Annotated in this window: 18 protein-coding genes; 9 read left to right on the top strand and 9 right to left on the bottom strand. The window is 73.0% G+C overall.

The features are described 5' to 3' along the window. Positions 1–130 precede the first annotated feature (130 nt). From ACGF2Y_RS25655 to ACGF2Y_RS25635, 5 genes are all read left to right on the top strand, one after another. Entirely contained in the window at positions 131–1,633 is a 1,503-nt protein-coding gene (locus ACGF2Y_RS25655; protein WP_392951798.1) for an aldehyde dehydrogenase family protein, read from the top strand. A 158-nt stretch (positions 1,634–1,791) separates the two neighbouring features. Further along, positions 1,792–3,411 (top strand): GMC family oxidoreductase, encoded by a 1,620-nt coding sequence (locus ACGF2Y_RS25650; protein WP_392951795.1) that lies wholly within the window; start codon positions 1,792–1,794, stop codon positions 3,409–3,411. Next, positions 3,408–4,670: a glycine betaine/L-proline ABC transporter ATP-binding protein gene (locus ACGF2Y_RS25645; RefSeq protein ID WP_392951793.1), complete on the top strand. Its 1,263-nt coding sequence runs from the start codon at positions 3,408–3,410 to the stop codon at positions 4,668–4,670. Before ACGF2Y_RS25650 ends, ACGF2Y_RS25645 begins: the two co-directional genes overlap by 4 nt. Then, positions 4,670–6,655, top strand: a complete 1,986-nt coding sequence (locus ACGF2Y_RS25640) for an ABC transporter permease (RefSeq protein ID WP_392951791.1) — start codon at positions 4,670–4,672, stop codon at positions 6,653–6,655. The genes ACGF2Y_RS25645 and ACGF2Y_RS25640 overlap by 1 nt, the downstream gene beginning before the upstream one ends. A gap of 1 nt (position 6,656) precedes the next feature. Beyond that, positions 6,657–7,631: an ABC transporter substrate-binding protein gene (locus ACGF2Y_RS25635; RefSeq protein ID WP_392951788.1), complete on the top strand. Its 975-nt coding sequence runs from the start codon at positions 6,657–6,659 to the stop codon at positions 7,629–7,631. A gap of 57 nt (positions 7,632–7,688) precedes the next feature. Here ACGF2Y_RS25635 and ACGF2Y_RS25630 read toward each other — a convergent pair whose 3' ends face one another. The 5 genes from ACGF2Y_RS25630 to xylB form a co-directional block, all read right to left on the bottom strand. Further along, positions 7,689–9,056, bottom strand: a complete 1,368-nt coding sequence (locus ACGF2Y_RS25630) for a cytochrome P450 (protein ID WP_392951785.1) — start codon at positions 9,054–9,056, stop codon at positions 7,689–7,691. A 118-nt stretch (positions 9,057–9,174) separates the two neighbouring features. Continuing rightward, on the bottom strand, positions 9,175–9,651 hold the full coding sequence (locus ACGF2Y_RS25625; RefSeq protein WP_392951782.1) for a hypothetical protein: 477 nt from the start codon (positions 9,649–9,651) through the stop codon (positions 9,175–9,177). Between the two features lie 377 nt (positions 9,652–10,028). Continuing rightward, on the bottom strand, positions 10,029–10,871 hold the full coding sequence (locus ACGF2Y_RS25620) for a hypothetical protein (protein WP_392951780.1): 843 nt from the start codon (positions 10,869–10,871) through the stop codon (positions 10,029–10,031). Next, positions 10,871–12,145 carry a VWA domain-containing protein gene (locus tag ACGF2Y_RS25615; protein WP_392951779.1) on the bottom strand — a complete coding sequence of 425 codons (1,275 nt, stop codon included), beginning with the start codon at positions 12,143–12,145 and terminating at the stop codon, positions 10,871–10,873. The genes ACGF2Y_RS25620 and ACGF2Y_RS25615 overlap by 1 nt, the downstream gene beginning before the upstream one ends. A 92-nt stretch (positions 12,146–12,237) precedes the next feature. After that, a complete protein-coding gene (xylB, locus tag ACGF2Y_RS25610; RefSeq protein ID WP_392951777.1) occupies positions 12,238–13,719 on the bottom strand; it encodes a xylulokinase in 1,482 nt (493 codons plus the stop codon). A 231-nt stretch (positions 13,720–13,950) separates the two neighbouring features. On the opposite strand from xylB, the gene xylA reads away from it, so the two are divergent. Beyond that, positions 13,951–15,117, top strand: coding sequence for a xylose isomerase (gene xylA, locus ACGF2Y_RS25605; RefSeq protein ID WP_392951774.1), 1,167 nt, complete (start codon positions 13,951–13,953; stop codon positions 15,115–15,117). A gap of 294 nt (positions 15,118–15,411) precedes the next feature. On the opposite strand, the gene ACGF2Y_RS25600 is transcribed toward xylA, so the two are convergent. The 4 genes from ACGF2Y_RS25600 to ACGF2Y_RS25585 all read right to left on the bottom strand — a co-directional run bounded on the left by ACGF2Y_RS25600 (position 15,412) and on the right by ACGF2Y_RS25585 (position 18,671). Further along, entirely contained in the window at positions 15,412–16,659 is a 1,248-nt protein-coding gene (locus ACGF2Y_RS25600; RefSeq protein ID WP_392951771.1) for an ROK family protein, read from the bottom strand. A 146-nt stretch (positions 16,660–16,805) separates the two neighbouring features. Then, entirely contained in the window at positions 16,806–17,429 is a 624-nt protein-coding gene (locus ACGF2Y_RS25595) for a DUF305 domain-containing protein (RefSeq protein WP_392951768.1), read from the bottom strand. Positions 17,430–17,461: 32 nt separating this feature from the next. Then, positions 17,462–18,112, bottom strand: a complete 651-nt coding sequence (locus ACGF2Y_RS25590) for a DUF3105 domain-containing protein (protein WP_392951765.1) — start codon at positions 18,110–18,112, stop codon at positions 17,462–17,464. Between the two features lie 127 nt (positions 18,113–18,239). Beyond that, positions 18,240–18,671, bottom strand: a complete 432-nt coding sequence (locus tag ACGF2Y_RS25585; protein WP_392951763.1) for a hypothetical protein — start codon at positions 18,669–18,671, stop codon at positions 18,240–18,242. A gap of 73 nt (positions 18,672–18,744) precedes the next feature. On the opposite strand from ACGF2Y_RS25585, the gene ACGF2Y_RS25580 reads away from it, so the two are divergent. From ACGF2Y_RS25580 to ACGF2Y_RS25570, 3 genes are all read left to right on the top strand, one after another. Beyond that, positions 18,745–19,572, top strand: a complete 828-nt coding sequence (locus ACGF2Y_RS25580) for a phospholipid scramblase-related protein (RefSeq protein ID WP_392951760.1) — start codon at positions 18,745–18,747, stop codon at positions 19,570–19,572. Positions 19,573–19,685: 113 nt separating this feature from the next. Continuing rightward, a complete protein-coding gene (locus ACGF2Y_RS25575; protein WP_392951757.1) occupies positions 19,686–21,392 on the top strand; it encodes an FUSC family protein in 1,707 nt (568 codons plus the stop codon). Then, positions 21,389–21,892: a MarR family winged helix-turn-helix transcriptional regulator gene (locus ACGF2Y_RS25570; protein WP_392951754.1), complete on the top strand. Its 504-nt coding sequence runs from the start codon at positions 21,389–21,391 to the stop codon at positions 21,890–21,892. Before ACGF2Y_RS25575 ends, ACGF2Y_RS25570 begins: the two co-directional genes overlap by 4 nt. Positions 21,893–21,905 lie beyond the last annotated feature (13 nt).

The following is a 21,905-nucleotide window of genomic DNA, read 5'->3' as shown; positions in this document are numbered from 1 at the left end:
GAAATTCTCGGCATACATTCCGCCGTACCGGGGAGGGGTCCAGGCTGCTGGTGCGCCGTACCCCGGTCCACCGCGCACCGCCCCGGCCGAACCGGAGGGGGCATTTCAGGCACGGAAGGCGAAAATCGACATGTCGGCGCTCAATACCATCCACATCGACGGCACCTGGCGGGCCGCCGGATCAGGCGCGACGCGCGAGGTCATCGACCCCGCCGACGCCACGGTCCTGGCCGTCGTCGCGGAGGGCGGGACCGAGGACGCCGACGCGGCGATCACGGCGGCGCGGCGCGCCTTCGACGACGGCCCCTGGCCGCACAAGCCCGTCGCCGAGCGGGCCGGGCTGCTGCGCCGGGTCGCCGAGCTGCTCCAGCGGGACCGCGAGGAGATCGCGATCACCGAGAGCCGCGACACCGGCAAGACCCTCGAAGAGGGCCGGGTCGACGTCGACGACGTCACCAACGCCTTCCGCTACTTCGCCGACCTCGTGATGAACGAGAGCGGCGGCCGGGTCGTCGACGCGGGCGACCCCGAGATCCACAGCATCGTCGTCCACGAGCCCGTCGGCGTCTGCGCCCTGATCGCCCCCTGGAACTACCCCCTCCTCCAGGCCAGCTGGAAGATCGCCCCGGCCCTCGCCGCCGGCAACACCTTCGTGCTCAAGCCCAGCGAGGTCACCCCGCTCTCCACCGTCCACCTGATCCGGCTGCTCTCCGAGGCGGGACTCCCCGACGGCGTGGCCAACCTCGTCACCGGCGCGGGCGACCCGGTGGGCGCCCGGTTCTCCGAGCACCCCGACGTCGACCTGGTCTCCTTCACCGGCGGCCTCGCCAGCGGTACGAAGGTGGCCCAGGCCGCCGCGCCGACCGTGAAGAAGGTCGCCCTGGAGCTCGGCGGCAAGAACCCCAACGTGGTCTTCGCCGACGCCTGCGCCACCGAGGAGGCCTTCGACACCGCCGTCGACCAGGCCCTGAACGCCGCGTTCTTCCACAGCGGCCAGGTCTGCTCCGCCGGCGCCCGCCTGATCATCCAGGACAGCGTCAGTGAGCGGTTCGTCACCGAGCTGGCCCGCCGCGCCGACGCCATCCGCCTCGGCCGGGGCACCCTGGACGGCGTCGAGTGCGGCCCCCTCGTCTCCGCCCAGCAGCTCGCCAAGGTCGAGGCGTACGTCGCCTCCGCCCGCGAGGAGGGCGCGATCGTCCGGGCGGGCGGCGAACGCCCCGAGCCCAGCGACGTACGGCCCGAGGGCGGTTACTTCTACCGGCCGACCGTCCTCGACGGCTGCCACCGCGAGATGCGGGTGGTCCGCGAGGAGACCTTCGGCCCGATCCTCACCGTCGAGACCTTCCGTACCGAGGAAGAGGCCATCACGCTGGCCAACGACACCGACTACGGCCTCGCGGGCGCTGTCTGGACGGCCGACGCGGGCCGGGCCCGCCGGGTCGCCGGACGGCTGCGCCACGGCACCGTCTGGATCAACGACTACCACCCCTACCTGCCGCAGGCCGAGTGGGGCGGCTTCGGGAAGTCCGGCACGGGGCGCGAGCTCGGCCCGACGGGGCTCGCCGAGTACCGCGAGTCCAAGCACATCTACCAGAACCTCAACCCGCGCCCCCAGCGCTGGTTCGCCGGCTGAGGGCCTGTCGCCGAACCGCCGCCCTGCGGGCGGCGACGGCAGTTGGACGACAGGCCCTGACGCCTGCGGGGACCGGACGGAAAACCCGCCGTCCGGTCCCGCCCGGCTGTTCGCAGTACCACGCACACGCACGAACCTTGCAGAAGGAGCAGTGACCGATGCCTTCCACCCCCCACAGCACCGCAGTCCCCGACGGCCCCGTGACCGACTACGTGATCGTCGGCGGCGGCACCGCCGGCTCGGTCATCGCCTCCCGGCTCACCGAGGACCCGGACGTCACCGTCACGGTCATCGAGGGCGGCCCCACCGACATCGACCGCGACGACGTGCTGACGCTGCGCCGGTGGCTCGGCCTCCTCGGCGGCGACCTCGACTACGACTACCCCACCACCGAGCAGCCGCGCGGCAACTCCCACATCCGGCACAGCCGCGCCCGGGTCCTCGGCGGCTGCTCCTCGCACAACACCCTCATCAGCTTCAAGCCGCTGCCCGGCGACTGGGACGAGTGGGCCGAGGCGGGCGCCGAGGGCTGGAACGCGGCCGCGATGGACCCGTACTTCGCCAAGCTGCGGAACAACATCGTCCCGGTCGACGAGAAGGACCGCAACGCCATCGCCCGCGACTTCGTCGACGCCGCCCAGGAGGCGGCCGGGGTCCCGCGCGTGGACAGCTTCAACCGCAAGCCGTTCCACGAGGGCGCCGGGTTCTTCGACCTCGCCTACCACCCGGAGAACAACAAGCGCTCCTCCGCCTCGGTCGCCTACCTCCACCCGCACATCGAGGCCGGTGACCGCCCCAACCTGCGGATCATGCTGGAGACCTGGGCGTACCGGCTGGAGTTCGACGGCACCCGCGCCACCGGCGTACACGTGCGGACGAAGGACGGCGAGGAGATCCTGCTGCGCGCCGCCCGCGAGGTCATCGTCTGCGCGGGCGCGGTGGACACGCCCCGGCTGCTCATGCACTCCGGTATCGGTCCGCGCGAGGACCTGGCCGCGCTCGGCATCGACGTACGCCACGATCTGCCGGGCGTCGGCGAGAACCTGCTCGACCACCCCGAGTCCGTCATCGTCTGGGAGACCGACGGGCCCATCCCGGAGAACTCCGCGATGGACTCCGACGCGGGACTCTTCGTCCGCCGCGACCCCGAATCCCGGGGCCCGGACCTGATGTTCCACTTCTACCAGATCCCGTTCACCGACAACCCGGAGCGGCTCGGCTACGAGAAGCCCGAGCACGGGGTGTCGATGACGCCGAACATTCCCAAGCCGCGCAGCCGGGGCCGCCTCTACCTCACGAGCGCCGACCCCGAGGTCAAGCCGGCCCTGGACTTCCGCTACTTCACCGACGAGGACGACTACGACGGCCGCACCCTGGTCGACGGCATCAAGCTCGCCCGTGAGATCGCGGCCACCGAACCGCTCGCCCACTGGCTCAAGCGCGAGGTCTGCCCCGGGCCCGAGGTCACCTCGGACGAGGACATCAGCGCGTACGCCCGTAAGGTCGCCCACACCGTCTACCACCCGGCCGGTACCTGCAAGATGGGCGCGAGTGACGACCACGAGGCCGTCGTGGACCCGCAGTTGCGCATCCGGGGCCTGGAGGGCATCCGGATCGCCGACGCGTCCGTCTTCCCGACCATGCCCGCCGTCAACCCGATGATCGGCGTCCTCATGGTCGGCGAGAAGTGCGCCGAACTCCTCGCGGACCAGGCGCGTGTCACCGCGCCGGTCGCCGGGACCAGCACCAGCACCAGCACCGGAGGCGATGTCCGATGACCGCGACCGAGACCCTCAAGGCCGCCGAGCCCGCCGGGAGCGCCGCGTCCGCCGGGGACGCCGAGAGCCCCGTGTTCTCCGTACGCAACCTCTGGAAGGTCTTCGGCCCCAAGGCCGACCGGATCCCCGGCAGCGAGCACGCCGCGCTCCCGCCCGCCGAACTGCGCGAGGCCACCGGCTGCACCGCCGCCGTACGTGACGTCTCCTTCGACGTCCGCAAGGGTGAGGTCTTCGTCGTCATGGGCCTGTCGGGCTCCGGCAAGTCGACGCTCGTCCGCTGTCTCACCCGGCTGATCGAGCCGACCAGCGGCACCCTCGCCATCGACGGCGAGGACGTCCTCGCGATGGACCGCTCCCGGCTGCGCGAACTGCGCCGCCACCGCGCCGCGATGGTCTTCCAGCACTTCGGGCTGCTGCCGCACCGCACGGTCGTGGACAACGTCGCCTACGGCCTGGAGATCCAGGGCCTGAGCAAGGCCGAACGCCGCGCCAAGGCGGTCGAGCTGGTGGCGAAGGTCGGCCTCGCCGGCCTGGAGGACCGCCGCCCGTCCCAGCTCTCCGGCGGCCAGCAGCAGCGCGTCGGGCTCGCCCGCGCGCTCGCCGTCGACCCGTCCGTCCTCCTCTTCGACGAGCCGTTCAGCGCGCTGGACCCGCTGATCCGCCGCGAGATGCAGGACGAGGTGGTCCGGCTGCACCGCGAGGAGGGCCGCACCATGGTCTTCATCACCCACGACCTCAGCGAGGCGCTGCGCCTGGGCACCCGGATCGCGCTCATGCGCGACGGCGGGATCGTCCAGCTCGGCACTCCCGAGGAGATCGTGGGCTCGCCCGCCGACGACTACGTGCGCGAGTTCGTCCGCGACGTGCCGCGCGAGCAGGTCCTCACCGTCGCCACCGCCATGCGGCCCGCCCGCGCGGGGGAGAGCGAGCGCGGCCCGGCCGTGCGCCCCGACGCCACCGTGTCCGAGGCCATCGAAGCGGTCTCCCGCTCCGGCGACCCCGCCGCCCGGGTGATGGACGGCGGCCGGCTCGTCGGCGTCGTCGACCACGCGTGCCTGCTCGACGTCGTCGCCGGAACGACCGGCTCCGGCGACGCGACCGCGTCCGGCTCCGGCGACGCGACTACGTCCGGTCCTGGGGACGCGACTACGTCCGGGACCGCGTCCCGGACCGCGTCCGCCGCCCCGGACGGACCCGCCGCCCCCGCCGCCCCCGAAGCGTCCGAAGCGCCGGACGGCTCCCGCGAGGTGACCCTCTGATGGCCACCGCACAGGCCACCCCGGCCCGCCCCGTGCAGACGGGCGCGCGCCGGGGGCCGCTGGCCGCCCTGCGCGACCGACCGGCCGCGGCGAAGCTCCTGCTGCTCGCGCTCGTCGCGGTCGTCGTCGTCCCCGTGGTGCAGGCCCGCTGGGGCGGGGGCAGCTGGCCCGACGCGCTGACCGCCGACCTCTCCGCGCCGCTCGGCGACGTGACGGACTGGATCGTCTCCAACCGCGACAGCCACCCGCTGTTCCTCTACTTCTTCGGCCACATCAGCAACGCCGTCGTGCTCTCCGTACGCGGTGTCTACCTGGTCCTCCTGGCCCTCGGCTGGGCCGGCGTCACCGTGTTCGCCGCCGCCCTCGCCTGGCGCGTCGCGGGCCTCCGCCTCGCCCTCACCGCGGCCGTCTCGTTCCTGGTCTGCGGGCTGCTCGGCATGTGGGTGCCGACCATGCAGACGCTCGCGCTGATGGTCGTCGCGGTCCTCGCCTCCGTCGTGCTGGGGCTGCTCCTCGGCCTGGCGGCCGGCCTGTCGGACCGTACGTTCCGCGTGCTGCGCCCGGTGCTCGACACCATGCAGGTGCTGCCCGCGTTCGCGTATCTGCTCCCGGTGGTGCTGGTGTTCGGCATCGGCGTCCCCGGAGCCGTCCTCGCCACCGTCGTGTACGCGGCTCCGCCGATGGCCCGGCTCACCGCGCTCGGCCTGCGCGGCGCGGACAGCGGCGTCATGGAAGCCGTGACCTCGCTCGGGGCGACCGGCCGGCAGCGACTGCTGAGCGCCCGGCTTCCGCTGGCCCGCAAGGAACTGCTCCTCGGCCTGAACCAGACCATCATGATGGCGCTGTCGATGGCCGTCATCGCCTCCGTGATCGGCGCGGGCGGACTCGGCGACCGGGTCTACCAGGCCCTGTCCTTCGTGGACGTCGGCGCCGCCCTCGCCGCGGGCATCCCGATCGTGCTGCTGGCCGTCGTGCTGGACCGTACGACGGAGGCGGCCGGCCGCCGCATCGGCGCCGAGCCCACCGGACCGGCCCTGCTGCGCGGCCCGCGCGGCTGGACCCTGGCCGCCGTGGTCACCGCGGCCGTCGCCGTCGTGGGACGGGCCACCGACGGACGGGTCTGGCCCGAGGACATGACCGTGGCGATCGCCGGACCGGTCAACACCGCCAAGGACTGGATGGTCGACCACCTCTACTCCGGGGTGCCCGTCGTCGGTGGTACCGCCGACCTCGCCTCCCACTTCACCAGCGGCGTCCTCAATCCGCTGCGCAGCGGACTCACCGGTCTGCCCTGGTGGTCGGTGCTGCTGATCGTCGCCGCCCTCGCCTGGACGATCGGCACCTGGCGCACCGCCGCCACCGCCGTCCTCGCCATGGCCGCGATCGGCGTACTCGGCGTGTGGGAGCCCTCGATGGACACCCTCAGCCAGGTGCTCGCCGCCGTCGCGGTCACCCTGGTCCTGGGCTTCGGCGTCGCCATCGGCGCCGCGCGCAGCGAGCGCCTGGAACGGTTGCTGCGACCGGTCCTGGACGTCTTCCAGACCATGCCGCAGTTCGTCTACCTGATCCCCGTCGTCGCGCTCTTCGGCGTCGGCCGCGCCCCCGCAGCCGCCGCCGCGGTCGTCTACGCCCTGCCCGCCGTCATCCGCATCACCACCCAGGGCCTGCGAGGCGTCGACCCGGCGGCGATGGAGTGCGCCCGCTCGCTCGGCGCGACCCCCGGCCAGCAACTGCGCCAGGTCCAGATCCCGCTGGCCAGGCCCTCCCTGCTGCTCGCCGTCAACCAGGCCGTGGTCCTGGTCCTCGCCGTCGTCATCATCGGCGGACTCGTCGGATCGGGCGCACTCGGTTACGAGGTCGTCCTCGGCCTCGCCCAGGGCGACCTGGCCACCGGCCTCGTCGCCGGAGCGGCCATCGTCTGCCTCGGCCTGATGCTCGACCGGGTCACCCAGCCCACCACCCGCCGCCAGCGACAGGAGAGCTGAGATGAACCGCTCCCGCACCCGCCTGCTCGTGGCGCTCGCCTCGGCCGGGGCCCTGCTCGCCACGGCCGGCTGCGGCGCCGCCGACATGACCAAGCAGGCCTCCCCCTTCGCGGCCCCCGCCGGCGTCAAGACGGTCACGCTCTCCGTCCAGTCCTGGGTCGGCGCCCAGGCGAACGTCGCCGTGGCGGAGCAGCTCCTCAAGGAGAAGCTCGGCTACCGCGTCGACCTGGTCCAGACCGACGAGGTCCCCGCCTGGGACGCCCTCAGCCAGGGCCGGGTCGACGCGATCCTGGAGGACTGGGGCCACCCGGACCAGGAGAAGCTGTACATCGACGAGAAGAAGACCATCGTCCGCGGCGGCGACCTCGGGGTCACCGGCCACATCGGCTGGTACGTCCCGAAGTACTGGGCCGACCAGAACCCCGACGTCACCGACTGGAAGAACCTCAACAAGTACGCGGACCAGCTGAAGACCGCCGAGAGCGGCGGCAAGGGCCAGCTGCTGGACGGCTCGCCGTCCTACGTCACCAACGACGTGGCACTGGTGAAGAACCTGGACCTGGACTACAAGGTGGTCTTCGCCGGCTCCGAGGCGGCCCAGATCACCCAGATCCAGCAGTTCGCCAAGGAGGAGAAGCCCTTCCTCAGCTACTGGTACCAGCCGCAGTGGCTGTTCAACGAGGTGCCGATGGTCGAGGTGACGCTCCCCGAGTACACGGACGCGTGCGCGGCCAAGGACCCCGCGGACATCGACTGCGCGTACCCGACGACGCCGCTGCAGAAGTTCCTCAACGCCGACTTCGCCGAGCGCGGCGACGAGGCGTCCGCGTTCCTGAAGAAGTTCCAGTGGTCGGAGAAGGACCAGAACGAGGTCTCCGAGATGATCGCCCAGCAGCGGCTCACGCCCCAGGAGGCGGCGGAGCGCTGGATCGAGCGTCACCCGGACGTCTGGAAGAAGTGGCTTCCGCAGGACTGAGATCCTGGTGCCCGGCCCCTTGAGGCTTGAGGGGCCGGGCACCCACCACCGGACCCGCTACCGCGCCCGGACCGTCGCCAGGACGTCCCGGTCCGGCTGGAGCGTCAGGCTCGGCACGGGCCCGATCACGCCCGGTTCGACGTCCACCTCGAAGCGGCGGGCCAGTACGGCCAGGATGAGGACCGACTCGACCATCGCGAACCGGGTCCCCAGGCAGACCCGGGGCCCGCCGCCGAACGGGAACCACGCGTACTCCGCGATCTCGTCGCCGCCCGTGGCGTCCCAGCGCTCGGGGCGGAACTCCTCCGGCTCGGGGAACCACCGTCCGTCGCGGTGCGTGGACCACTGGCTCGTCCACACCCGGGTCCCCTCCTCGACCGGCAGACCCCCGATCGTCGCCCCCTCCTTCGCGACCCCGGTGATCAGCCAGACGGTCGGATACAGCCGCAGGGTCTCCTTCACCACAGCCTGGGTGTACGTCAGCCGGGCGTAGTCGTCGAAGCCGGGCTCCCGGCCGCCGAGCACCCGGTCCAGCTCCTCGGCGAGCGCTTCCCGGACCCGGGGGCTGCGCGCGAGCAGATACCACGCCCACACCAGCGTCGAACTCGTCGTCTCGTGGCCGCCGATGTACAGGGTGACCGTCTCGTCGCGGATCTCCTCGTCGCTGAGCCGCGTCCCGCTCTCGTCGACCGCGGTGAGCAACCGGCTGAGCAGGTCCGGGCGTTCGGTCCCGCCATCACGGTGCCGGGCCACTACCCGCCCCACCTCGGCGTCGATCACGGCGGCGGCCTTCCTGATGCGCGCCCGGCCGGGCGTCGGCACCCAGTCGGGGAGCAGTGCGCCGAGCCCGGCGAACTCCTTGCCGATCTCCTGCTGCGCGACGTCCATCGCCCGGCCCATCGCCTCCGAGTCCGCCGGGGTGTCCACCCCGAAGATGGTGCGCACCGCGATCCTCTGCGTCAGGGCGGCCATCTCCCGCTTGACGTCGACCCGTTCACCGTCGGACCAGCTGTCCGCCAGCTCCACCGTGCAGGCCGTCATCGTGTCCGCGTACGACCTGACCTGCTTGGGCCGGACCGAGGGCTGCACCAGCGAGCGCTTGCGCCGCCAGTCCCGGCCCCGCGCCACGATGATCCCGCTGCCCATCACCGTCCGGAACGCGACCCCCAGCTTCGGCTGGTCGAAGGTGCGTTCCGTCTCGGTGAGCAGCTCGCCTATGCAGCCGGGATCGGAGAGGAACACGCATCGGTTGCGCCCGAACCGCCAGCGCACCATGTCCCCGTGTCCGCGCAGGAGTTCGAAGAAGGCGAGGGGGTTCTTCGCGAACTGCGGAAGATTGCCCAGGAACGGCAGCCCCTTGGGGCCCGGAGTGAACACATGGCCGCGGGGCCGGGTGCCGGGCGCCGGGCCGGTCTGCGTGGACATCGAGGAACTCCGCTCGCTGGGGCGCGCCACTGCCGGCACGCAACCGTTCGAACCTCATCGAACAGGATGGGTTAGGCGCTCCACCAGGGCATCGGCAGGGGGTGGCCGGAAACCGCCATCATCCCTGCGGCGTACGCGAGTTGTCGAGGTCGGCCCCGGTCGGCCGCGGATTCGCACAGAGCCTTCCGCCACCGGACTCTCTCCAGCTGTCCCGGGGCACCACGACGACCTGGTGCTCGTCCTCGTACACGATCCTGCCGGGATCCGTGGACTCCAGCCGCTCGCACGGCACCCCGTGCGCGGCCAGCAGCGCGAGACAGCCGGGAACCCGGTCCAGCAGATGCGTCGCCGAGGTCTTGAACCAGGCGACCGCCCCCGGGTTCACCCCGGGGTCGTACACCGCGGGGTCGACACGCGAGGGGTTGGTGTACGCGGCGTCGTACCAGTCGTTCGCCGCTCGCCAGAAACGGTGCTGCTCGGCGGTCAGGCGGCCTTCCCTGGCCAGTCCGTTGGCCAGTCCGAAGATCCCGGTGAAGATGCCCCGCTGGTTGCGCTCGGTGCTCTGGAACCGTACGTACGACTTCGTCCCGCTCATCCCGTTCCCCTCCGCCACGGCCGGGCAAGCGGCCGGCCCGGGTGGCGTCCTGCCGGGCATGCCGGGCTCGCGTGCCCTGGCGTCGCGCCTCGCCGCTTCGTCGTCACTCGCCATGGTCCTTCCCCTCCCCTGCTCGGGCGAAGCCGAGAGCTCGGGGGAGCGGGTCGACGGGCAGGACCCGGTGGCGCCGAGCCGGACCGGGCCGTGCCGAGCGGCGCGCCGGGCGTGATCGCGGCGGACACCGCGACCCACGGGTTGTCCGCGAAGAACAGCCGCAGTGGCCGTGCCTTCCCGGCCCCGACGATCCCACCCCTGTCGGCTGCCAGGATCTTCGAGGCACGGGAAGGCCGCCATGCGGGGGCTTGCCGGTGGGACCGTCAGACGCCCTGCGGCACCCGGGCCGGCCGGCCCCGGCCGCGCGTCAGCGAGTAGCCGAACACGGCCGCCAGCGCGGCGAGCACGCCGCCGCCCACCGTCCACAGCCAGCGGTCGGTCCACCAGCCCGAGGCCCAGCCGTCCTCCGGCTCACCGGAGGCCCGGGGTGGGGCCGAAGCGTCCCCTTCGCCCGCCGAGGCGGCCGAGACGCCCGGCACCAGCGGCTCGGAGAGCGTGCCGTCCACGTCGTGGGCCCCGCCCTGCTCCTTCGTGGTCGCCTTCACCTCGACGCCGACCGGCAGTCCGAGGTCGGCGGCGGGCAGGTCCACCACCGTGAGACGGATGTAGTAGCTGCCGGGCAGCGGGTCGTTCGCCCATGGCTCGGACCAGGACCGCACGGTCCGCAGCACGCAGGACAGCTCGACGGTGGCCGCGTCGGCCGCCGCCTTCCTGGTCTGGTGCCCGTACATGCAGGCCTGGCGGCGGCGCAGCCCGTCGTACACGTCGACCTGCCAGGTGGACGTGCCGCGCCGGGCGGCGCTCCCGGGCAGCTTCACTGTGGCCTCGACGGTGGGCCGCTGACCGGCGTCGGCGGGGAACACCCAGTACAGGTAGTCGCCCGCCGAGGCCTGGGCGGTGCCCGTCTGGTCCTGCTTCAGCGCCGTGGCGGTACGGAACGTGGTCCCGGCCTCGGTGGGGCCCGCCTCGTCCTCGGCGGGGCTCGCGCTCGCCGACGGGTCGTCCGCCACCGCCGCGCCGGCCGAGGTGAGCAGGGTCAGTCCGGCGAGCAGCGCTCCGGTCAGCGCGCGTCGCACGCCGTGGGTGCGGCGATGTGTCGTACGCATCAGTTGGTCCTCCATACGGCGACGCGCCAGCGCGAGATCCAGCCGGCCAGCAGGCCGGCGACCAGTCCGGTCAGGACGAGCACGCCGAGCAGCCACCAGCCGCGGCCGAGCCCGAACGCCGCGACATCGGCGGCGTTGTCCGGGCCGTCCACCAGATCCACGGTCAGCTCGACCGGCAGACCGGGGGACTTCTTCACCGAGGCGGGCGCGGAGAAGGAGTGGGCGAGCTGGAGGCAGACGGTCTCGGCGGCGGGCTCGCCGTCGCCGTCGTCCTCCACCTCGGGCTTCGGATAGCGCAGCCCGGACGAGATCGCGTCGGTGCGGCCCGACCCGGCCTCGGAACCCCGGACGATCTCCCGTCCGTGCACGGTCACCGCGCGCAGCAGCACCCCGTAGTCGTTGTCCACGGCACGGTCGGCGGCCACGCTCGCCGAGGCGCGCAGCTCCTGACCGGGCAGCACGTCGACGCGGTACCAGCGGTGTTCGCCGATCTCCTCACGGTCCGTGTAGAGACCCGGCTCCAGCTCGGGGGCCGCGGAGCAGCTCCCGGCGCCCTCGGTCGCCACCGGAGTGACGACGGGCTCTGCGGCCCGGTCCACCAACTGCTTGACGCGGTCGGACAGTTCCTCCTTGTGCTGGACGGCGGTGTACGTTCCGCCGGTGGCCTCCGCGATACAGGTCAGCTGCTGGCGGATCTTGGCGTTGGGCACCAGGCCCAGCGTGTCCACGACCAGATGGGTGCCGCGCGCGGCGATCTCCCGCGCCACCTCGCACGGGTCGAGCGGCCCGCAGGTGTCCTCGCCGTCCGTGATGAGCACGATCCGTCGCGAACCGTCCCCGCCCTCCAGGTCGTCGGCCGCGCCGAGCAGGGCCGGGCCGATCGGGGTGAACCCGGTCGGGGCGAGGGTGGCGACCGCGGTCTTGGCTTCCGTACGGTCCAGCGGGCCGACCGGGTAGAGCTGCCGGGTGTCCTTGCAGCCGACCTTGCGGTCCTCGCCCGGATAGTCCGCGCCGAGCGTCCGGATGCCGAGCCGCACCTGCTCGGGCACCGCGTCCAGGACGTCGTTGAACGCCTGCTTGGCGGCGGCCATCCGGGACTGGCCGTCGATGTCGCGGGTGCGCATGGAGCCGCTGACGTCGAGCACCAGCTCGACCTTGGGGGAGGGGGTGGCGGGGGCTTCGTCGGCGGCGGCGGGGATCGCGGTGCCGAGCCCGGCGGCCAGAGTGGCGAGCGCTATGCCCACCCCGGTCGTCAGCCGTTTTCTTGTGATCATCGCCGGATCTTATGGAAAATCAGTTCGCATTCCCAACCGGGGCCCCCGGGATCCGCCGAAGCCCGGCTCTCCGGCCGCCGAAGGCCGGTGGTTCAGCCGCCGAGCAGGGGGCCGGACGCGCGCTCCAGGACCGAGGTGACCCGCTGCCAGGTCTCCACGTCCCGTTCCACCGGGGCCGGCTGACGGTCCGTCCCGGACTTCTGCCAGGCCGTCGCCAGCGCCACCGGGTCGCCCCCGCCCGCGGCCGACGCCGCGAGCGCCGCCGCGCCGAGGGCGACCAGCTCCCCGCTGCCCGGGATGACGAGCGGGCGGCCGGAGAGCCGGCGTACCGTCTCCACCCACATCCGCCCCCGCGCCCCGCCACCGATCAGGCGCAGCGGGCGGGCCGCGATCTCGGGTGCGGCGGGATCCAGGCCGCAGGCCGACAGCAGTTCGTCCAGCGCCCGCAGTACGGTGACGGCCGCGCCCTCGTAGGCGGCGCCCAGCAGTTGCTGCCGGGTCGTGTCGTGGCGCAGCCCGGTCAGCAGGCCGGAGGCGGTCGGCAGGTCGGGGGTCCGTTCACCGTCGAGGTACGGGAGCAGGACCGCCTCGCCGCCGGGTGCCGCGTCCTCGCGGTCCAGTCCGAGCAGGGCGGCCACCTTGTCCACGGCGAGCGTGCAGTTGAGGGTGCAGGCCAGCGGGAGGTACGTGCCGTCGGCGGCGGCGAACCCGTTCAGCACGGTGGACGCGGGCCGGGTGCGGGAGGCGGCGAACACCGTGCCGGAGGTGCCGAGGCTGAGGACGGGGTGGTCCAGCAGGCCGTCGCCGCCCAGCCCGAGTCCCACGGCGGCGCTCATGTTGTCGCCGGTGCCCGCTGCCACCGCGATGCCCGCGGGCAGCCCGAGCGCGCCCGCCGCCGCCTCGGTGAGCGATCCGATCCGGGCCGCCCCGGTGGGCGCGACCTCCGGGAGGAGGGCCGCGTCGAGACCGAGCAGCTCCAGCAGGACGGGGTCGTAGCCGCCGGTCGCGGTGGAGTACCAGCCGCTGCCCGATGCGTCCCCCGGGTCGGTGGCGGCGACGCCCGCGAGGCGCTCGGTGAGGAAGTCGTGGGGGAGCCGGACGCCCGCCGCGTTCGCCGCGCTGGCCGGATCGTTCTCGCGCAGCCACTGCCATTTGGAGGCGGTGATGGACGCCACCGGTACGGATCCGGTCCGCTCCGTCCAGGCCCCGGGCCCGCCGAGCGCCTCGGTGAGGGCGGCGGCCTGCGGTGCGGAGCGGGTGTCGTTCCACAGCAGCGCGGGGCGCAGTGGCCGGCCCGCCCCGTCCAGTACGACGAGCCCGTGCTGCTGCCCGGCGACCGCGATGCCGGTGACCGCACGGGCGGGGAGGCCGGACTCCTTCAGCCCGGCGGCCACCGCCTCGCACAGGGCACGCCACCAGATCTCCGGATCGCTCATCCGGGCCCCGGCCTCGCCGGTGACCACATGCGGGGCGCGCCCCACGGCGAGCTGCTCGCCGGTCAGGGCGTCGATGAAGGCGGCCTTGGTGGACTGGGTCGAGCTGTCCACGCCGATGATGACGGCGGGTGACGGCATGGGGAGCCTCTTTCGCGCTGCGGGTGTGCTGGTCACGGGTGCCTGCCATTTGGCTGCGACACGAACAAATTACGGGATGCACGGTCCCCTGCACAGAGGGCCGGATCTGCTCCTTGCGGCCAGGGGGTTCCGTGCCCGGGGTGCGGTGTGCTTGATTAGTCATGACACTGAACAAATAGGGATTCCGGACTTCGACCGGGCGTCCCGACGGCAGGCGAAGGCGGTCGGACCATGACGGAACGCTTCACCCCCACCCCGGAGGACAAGTTCAGTTTCGGTCTGTGGACCGTGGGCTGGCAGGGCCGGGACCCCTTCGGCGACGCGACCCGCGCGGCCATCGACCCCGTCGAGTCGGTGCGGCGGCTCGCGGAGCTGGGCGCCTGGGGTGTGACCTTCCACGACGACGACCTCATCCCCTTCGGGGCGCCGGAGACGGAGCGCGAAAGGGTCGTCAAGCGCTTCCGGCAGGCGGTCGACAGCAGCGGGCTCGTCGTGCCCATGGTGACGACGAACCTCTTCACCCATCCCGTCTTCAAGGACGGCGGATTCACCGCCAACGACCGGGGCGTACGCCGCTACGCGCTCCGCAAGACCCTGCGCAACATCGACCTCGCCGTCGAACTGGGCGCGACCACGTTCGTGGCGTGGGGCGGCCGGGAAGGGGCCGAGTCCGGCGGGGCCAAGGACGTCCGCCTCGCCCTCCACCGGATGAAGGAGGCCTTCGACCTGCTGGGCGAGTACGTCACCGAGCAGGGCTACGATCTCCGCTTCGCCATCGAGCCCAAGCCGAACGAGCCGCGCGGCGACATCCTGCTGCCCACCATCGGCCACGCTCTGGCCTTCATCGAGCGCCTGGAGCGCCCCGAACTGGTCGGCGTCAACCCGGAGACCGGGCACGAGCAGATGGCCGGGCTCAACTTCCCGCACGGCGTTGCCCAGGCCATGTGGGCGGACAAGCTCTTCCACATCGACCTCAACGGCCAGTCCGGCATCAAGTACGACCAGGACCTGCGCTTCGGCGCGGGCGACCTGCGCCAGGCGTTCTGGCTCGTGGACCTGCTGGAGAGCGGCTACGAAGGCCCCCGCCACTTCGACTTCAAGCCCCCGCGCACCGAGGACTACGACGGCGTCTGGGCCTCGGCCGCGGGCTGTATGCGCAACTACCTCATCCTCAAGGAGCGGGCCGCCGCCTTCCGCGCCGACCCCGAGGTGCGGGCGGCCCTGCGCGCGTCCCGCTTGGACGAACTGGCGCGTCCCACCGTCGACGAGGGCCTGGCGGGCCTGCTCGCCGACCGCGGCGCGTACGAGGACTTCGACGTGGACGCCGCCGCCGAACGCGGCATGGCTTTCGAGGCGCTGGACCAGCTCGCCATGGACCACCTGCTCGCCGTGCGCTGACGTACCGGGTGAGGCCGGGGCCGGCGGCGTACTGGGTGAGCCGGGAGCCGACCGTACTGGGTGAGCCGGGAGCCGACCGTACTGGGTGAGCCGGGAGCCGACCGTACTGGGTGAGCCGGGGCCGCTTTACGTACTGGGCGAACCGTGGACGGTGGCGTACTGGGTGAGTCGGGAGCCGGCGGCGTACTGGGTGAGGCGGGGCCGCTGACGTACCGGGTGAGCCGGTTCCGGTGGCGTACCGGGTGAGCCGTGGACGGTGGCGTACCGGGTGAGCCGGAGCCGCCCGGCCCCGGCTCACCCGCCGGACGGCTCCGCGTAGGCCACCGGATCGTCCAGCACGTCCTGCACCACGAGCGCCGCCGCGCCCCGCGCCGCGTCGCCCGCCACCGATGAGGCCCGGAGCCGGTCGCCGCTCGGGGACCAGAGCCCCGACACCACGCGGCCGGTCAGCTCCTCGTCGGCGGGCGGCGCCAGCCACGGCATCAGGCCCCGGTAGATCCCGCCGAGCACCACCGCGTCCGGGTCGATCAGGTTCACCGCCCCCGACAGCACCCGGCCCAGCATCCGGCCCGCCTCACCGACCGCGGCCACCGCGCGCGGGTCCCCGGCCGCCGCGCGCCGCTCCAGCTCCAGCACCCCACAGGCGCCGCCGAGCCCCTCGATCCCGGCCGCCCGCAGCAGCGCCGCCTGTCCGGCGTACTGCTCCAGGCACCCCCGCGACCCGCACCGGCACTCCGGCCCCGCCGGATCCACCACCACATGGCCGATCTCCCCGGCGAACCCGTGCGCGCCGCGCAGCAGTTCGCCGTTCAGGACGAGCGCGCCGCCCACTCCGATCTCCCCGGTCAGATAGAGGAAGCTGCGTACCTCATCGAGCCCGCCGAACCACAGCTCGGCCAGCGCCGCGAGATTGGCCTCGTTCTCCGATGCGACCGGCAGCACGGGGTGGCCGGGGCGCAGGGCGGCCAGCGCGTCGGCGAACAGCCGCTGCGCCGGGACCTCGTTCCAGCCGAGGTTGGGGGCCTGCCGCACCGAGCCGCCGGAGACGAGACCCGGCAGCGCCAGTGTCGCGCCCACCGGGCGCAACTCCTGCTCGTACGCCGATTCCAGGGTCCGCGCGGCGATCCGGGCCGCCCGCGCCAGGGCCTCCCCGGCGGGCGCGCCCCGGTTGTCGAGGTGTTCGGTCTGCCGGACCCGGCCGGTGCCCGCCAGATCCACCACGCACACCGAGACGTAATCGATGTTGATCTCCACGCCGAGCCCGGCCGGGCCCGTGCGGGCCACCTTGAGCGCGGTGCCGGGGCGGCCCGCGTGCCCGCTGAACGTCTTGCCCGACTCGGTGAGGAACCCGCTGTCCATCAGCTGCTCGACGAGCGAGGACACCGCCGCCCGGGTCAGCCCGACCCGGGCGGCCACCCCGGCACGGGTCGCCTCGCCGCGCTCGCCCTCGTCCCGCACGGCGCGCAGAACCAGGCTCAGATTGTGCCGCCGCACGGTGTCCTTGTCGGCCTTGGGCCCCAGCGGAGTGAGGATGCTCTTCATATCGTCGACGAGCCTATGTGATGGGGGGCTTCCGGCGGGGGGTACGGGAAGGGCCGTATCGCGGAATCGGCAAAGGGGGCGGCAAAGGAGGTGGGGGCGGCCCCGGCCGTCCGGCCGGAACCGCCCCCGCCCCCTTCAGGCTCCGCTCAGGGCTTGGCGCCCCGGGCCGTCAGCATGTCCGCCATCAGACCGATCTCCGACTGCTGGCCGCGGACCATGCCCGCCGCCAGGTTCCGGATGGCGTCCGTCCCCGCCGTACCGGCGGCAGCCTGCGCCATGTCGGCGCCCGCACGGTGGTGCACGGTCATCAGCCGCAGGAACAGCACCTCGGCCCGCTCGCCCTTCGCGGCCGTGAGTGCCGCCAGTTCCGCGTCGGTGGCCATGCCCGGCATCAGCGAACCGTCGTCGGTCGGGGTGAGGGTGTGCCCCATCCACTCCATCGGCGGCCCGGCCGCGCTCTTCGGCAGCCCCCACATCTCCAGCCAGCCGAGCATCATGCCGCGCTGGTTGGCCTGGGTGTTGATGATGTCGTACGCGAGCCGCCGCATGTCCTCGTCATCGGTGCGGTCCCGCACGATGAACGACATCTCGACCGCCTGCTGGTGGTGGATCGCCATGTCCCGGGCGAAGCCCGCGTCCACGGAGTCCTCCGCCGGCGCGGACCGCGCCGCCGAGGACGCCCCGGACGGGGAGGCCGCGGAGGGACGTACGACCATCAGCGCCACCAGCCCCAGTGCCACGAGCAGCACCAGGGCTCCCGCGAGGACCATCCGACGGGTCGTGCCGGAAGCCGCCGGGGCGGTCACTTGTCCAGCCCGCCGGTGCAGGCGGCCCCCGGCTCAGGGGTCTGCGGGCCCTGCACGTACTTGGTGAAGAACTGTCCGACGCGGTCGTCCGTCGCGCTCTTGACCGTGACCTGCTTGCCCCACGCACTGAGCATCAGCGGGTCCTTCTGGTCCTTGACCGGGCTCATCAGGGAGTACGGGGTCGACTTGACCTTCTTCGTGAGCGCCTCGATGTCGGCGTCCGATGCCTGGTCGTTGTACGTGACCCAGACCGCGCCGTGCTCCAGCGAGTGCACGGCGCTCTCCTTCGGTATCTCGTGGGTGTAGACGTCCGCGTTGCAGTTCATCCAGACCTGGTGGTGGTCGCCGCCGACGGGCGGGTTCATCGGGTAGTCGACCTTGGTCGCCACATGCTCCTGCGTCAGCTTGTCCCAGCTGCGCTCCCCGGTGACCGGCGAGGTCCTGGCCTGCTCCTCCTTCTGGTCCTGCTCGTTCGCCTGCGCCATCAGATAGCCGCCTCCGGCGACCAGGGCGGCGACGACGGCCACCGACGCGCTGATGGTGATGATGCGGACCCGCCGCTCGCGGGCGCGCTCCTTGCGGCGCGCCTCTTCGAGCTTGGCGCGACGCGCCGAGGCCGGGCTGTTCTGGTTCTTCGGGGAAGCCATGGGGAAGTCCTCGTCGTTCAACCGATGCATACGGGACGATGCATGAAGGGGCAGGGGATGCAGGGCATACGGAAAGCCGCTCCCGGTGAACCGGCGCCAGGGCGCGGCGGGAGAGCGGACCCGGCCTCTAGATCCGTTGGACCTGAAGGAGCAGTTGATCGACGGAACGCACACCGTCGTGAGCGGGACCCCGGATGGCCGCCGCACCGGTGAGCGGGGTGGCGGGGACGAAGGCCACGGAGGACGGAACGGCGGTGGGGGCGGCCGACGCCGGAAGCACGACGGCCACCGTGTGCGTCGATCCGCCGTGGCACGACGTGCCGAGCCCGCGGTCCGCCGGGGTGGCCATGACGACCGGCTCGAAGGCCGCGTCGGGCGTGGGGGTGAACGCGCGGACGGCGGTCGCCTCGGCCGGGCCCGCCGCGACCGGCACGGTGGCGGACGAGGTGGTGACCGAACAGCAGAAGAGCATGGCCAGCAGGAAGAACACCCAGCCCAGGGCGAGGGGCGCACGGGAGCGGTACCGCTGCCGGTCCGTCCGCGAGCTCACCCTGGTCATCGCCCGTCATCGTAGTAGGTGTATGAAGGTTCAAAGAATATGGGTCGCGCTGTCCGCGGGATAGTGTGCCCGAGTGACCACGCAATCGAACATAGCCGCGGGCTGGTTCCCCGATCCCCACGGCGCTCCCCAGCTGCTGCGCTACTGGGACGGGGCCCGGTGGACCGAGCACACGCACCCGGCCGAGGGGCAGCAGACCCCCGCCGTCGCCGCCGCCCAGCAGGCTCCGGGGGCCGCCGGCATCCCCGCCCAGCAGGCTCCGGGCGCTGCCGGGGTCCCCGCAGGGCAAGCCGTGTCCGCCGGTTCGCTCTTCGACCAGCCGGTCCTGGTGGTGAGCCAGAAGGCCAAGCTGATCGAGGTCACGAACGAGTACCGGGTGTTCGACCAGCACGGCGCGACCGTCGGTTCGGTCGTCCAGGTCGGGCAGAGCGCGCTGCGCAAGGTGATCCGGTTCGTCTCCAGCGTCGACCAGTATCTGACGCACCGCCTGGAGATCCGCGACGCGCACGGCCGGCCGCAGCTGCTGCTGACCCGCCCCGCGAAGTTCATCAAGTCGCGCGTCATCGTCCAGCGGCCCGACGGGCAGCCCGTGGGCGAGATCGTCCAGCAGAACGCCATCGGCAAGATCAATTTCGCCATGACGGCCGGTGGTGTGCAGGTCGGCGCGATCAGGGCGGAGAACTGGCGCGCCTGGAACTTCGCCGTCGTCGACCACGACGGCACCGAGATCGCGCGGATCACCAAGACCTGGGAAGGCCTCGCGAAGACCATGTTCACGACGGCCGACAACTACGTGCTCCAGATCCACCGGCGCCTGCCCGATCCGCTGCTCAGCCTGGTCGTCGCCACGGCGCTGACGGTGGACACCGCCCTCAAGCAGGACGCCCGGGGCCTCGGCTGACCGGCTGTTCCCCGCCCGACCCCGCAGGATGCCGCCGCCCGGAACCGGGCGGCGGCATCCTGCTGTCTGCGCCAGTAATCATTCACGGGTGTAATACCTGTTAACGTATATGGGTGAGTGATACATCCATATGGTCTCGGCGGCCCTCCGTCCGGGCCCTCCCGCCGGCCTCGGCGGCTCTCCGGCTCTCGCGCCCCTCGGACACCTGGTTCAAGCCGGCCCTCAGCGTGGTCGTCGCCTCCGCCGTACCCCATCTGACGCTGCTGGCCGCGGGGCGCCTGGACCTCGTGATGTACACGATGGCCGGATCGCTCTGCGCGCTGTACGGCCACGGACTGCCGTACGCCCGGCGGGCCCGAGCGGTCGCGGGCGTGGTGCTCGGGATGACGGCCGGCCTCGCCGTCTCCCTGGTCACCGCCTCCCTCACCGGATCGACCGCCGTGCTCATCGCCGTCGGGGCGCTGCTCGCCGCCGCCCAGAAGGTGCTGTGCGACGCCACCCGGATCGGACCGCCCGGCCAGGTGATCTTCACCTTCGTCAGTTCCGCCGCCCTCTTCGCCCCGCAGCGCCCGGAGCAGATCCCCGGCCACCTCGCCCTGACCCTCGGCGCCGGCGTGTTCGCCTGGCTGGTCGCCGTCGCGCCCGTCCTGGTCCGCCGTGAAGGCCCCGAACGCCGGGCCGTCGCCCGCGCCCTGGAGGCCGCGGCCGCGTGCGCCGCCGACCCCGGCCCCGGTACCCGCAACGCCGCGGCCGCCGCCGTGCACGCCGGCCGGCAGTGCCTGCTCGTCTCCGGCCGCCCCACCCCCGTACGCCGGTCGCTGGAACGCCTGGTGACGCACGCCGAAGCGGTCTTCGCGGACCCGCGCCCCGGAGGCGGGGCGGCGGATCCGGACCGGCTGCGCGCCTGGGCCGCCCTGACCCGGGCCCGGGGCCCCGTGCCCGCGCCGTCGGCCCCGGACGCCGGAACCGCCGAGGAGTTCTACGGGATCGACGCCGAACGCACCGCCCTGCGGGCACCCGCCGGGCGGCGCGCGGCCCGGCGCGCCCTGCTGCGCCGCCTCGGCCCCGGATCACCGCTGCTGCCCCTGGCCGTCCGCACCCTGACCGGCTGCGCGCTCGCCGGATACCTCTGCGCCGCGCTCGGTGTCGGCCGCCCCTACTGGGCGATCGTCACCGCCGCCTCCCTCTGCCAGGCCAACATCTCCCTGTCGTGGAACCGGGCCCTCCAGCGCACCCTCGGCAACCTCCTGGGCGTGCTCGTCTTCGCCGCCGTCCTGCCGGTGTCCCGGATCAGCCCGCTCGCCCTCGTCTGCTGCTGCCTCTTCTTCAGCTTCGCCGCCGAGGCCCTCATCACCCGTAACTACTGGCTGGGCTCCGTGGCGGTGACCCCGATGGCCCTGCTGGTCCTGGAGTTCGGCGGCGCCCACCCGGCCGGGGAGCTGATCGGCGACCGGGTCCTGGACACCGTCCTCGGCGCGGTCGCCGGCTTCCTGGCCATGACGCTCGTCACCAACCGGCGGGCGACGGGGCGGGTCGAGCGGGCGCTGGAGGCCACCCGCCGGGCCCGCGCCGACGCCGAACGGACCGCCGCCGACCCCGGGGCCGCCCCCGCCGAACGGGACCGGGCGTGCCGGACGCTCACCGCGAGCCTCGTCGAACTGCGCGAGGCCGGTGACACCGCGGCGGGCGAATGGCGGCAGCGCGCCCTGCCCGAGCACCGCCTTCTCGCGGCCGAGCGGGCCGGACACCGTACGCTCGCCGCGACAGTGCGACGGCGGGGGACCCCTGGGGTCCACGCCCCTTCGATCGGAGCGGAGTGACCGACGACATCGTTGCCTCGGTGGTCCGGCAGTGGCAGGCCGTCAACCCCGGGCTCGACACCGGGCCGATGGAGATCATCGGCCGGATCAACCGCTGCGCCGCCCTGCTCCAGCAGGCGCAGGACGCGCCGCTGCGCTCCGCCGGACTGACCCGCGCCGAGTTCGACCTCCTCGGTGCCGTACGCCGGACGGACCGGGAGCTGACCCCCGGCGAGCTGGCCCGTGAGACCTTCTCCTCCGGAGCCGCCGTCACCAAGCGGCTGCGCGCCCTCCAGGGCCGCGCCCTGGTCGACCGCCGGGGCGACGACCGCGACCGCAGAGTCGCCCATGTCCGCCTCACCGACGAGGGCCGGGCCCTGGTCGACCGGCTGCTGCCCGAGCAGCTCGCGTACGAACGCGCGGTGCTCGCCGGCCTCGATGAGGACGGCCGCGACGAACTCACCTCCAGGCTCAGCGAGTTGCTCGTGCAGCTGGAAGGGCGGCTCGGCGGGGTCCGCTGACCGGGGCGAGCCG

Source organism: Streptomyces sp. NPDC048142 (genome assembly GCF_043202835.1).
Taxonomy (GTDB): Bacteria; Actinomycetota; Actinomycetes; order Streptomycetales; family Streptomycetaceae; genus Streptomyces.
The sequence above is the reverse complement of the archived record's forward strand: the minus strand, read 5'-3'. Positions and strand labels throughout refer to the sequence as shown.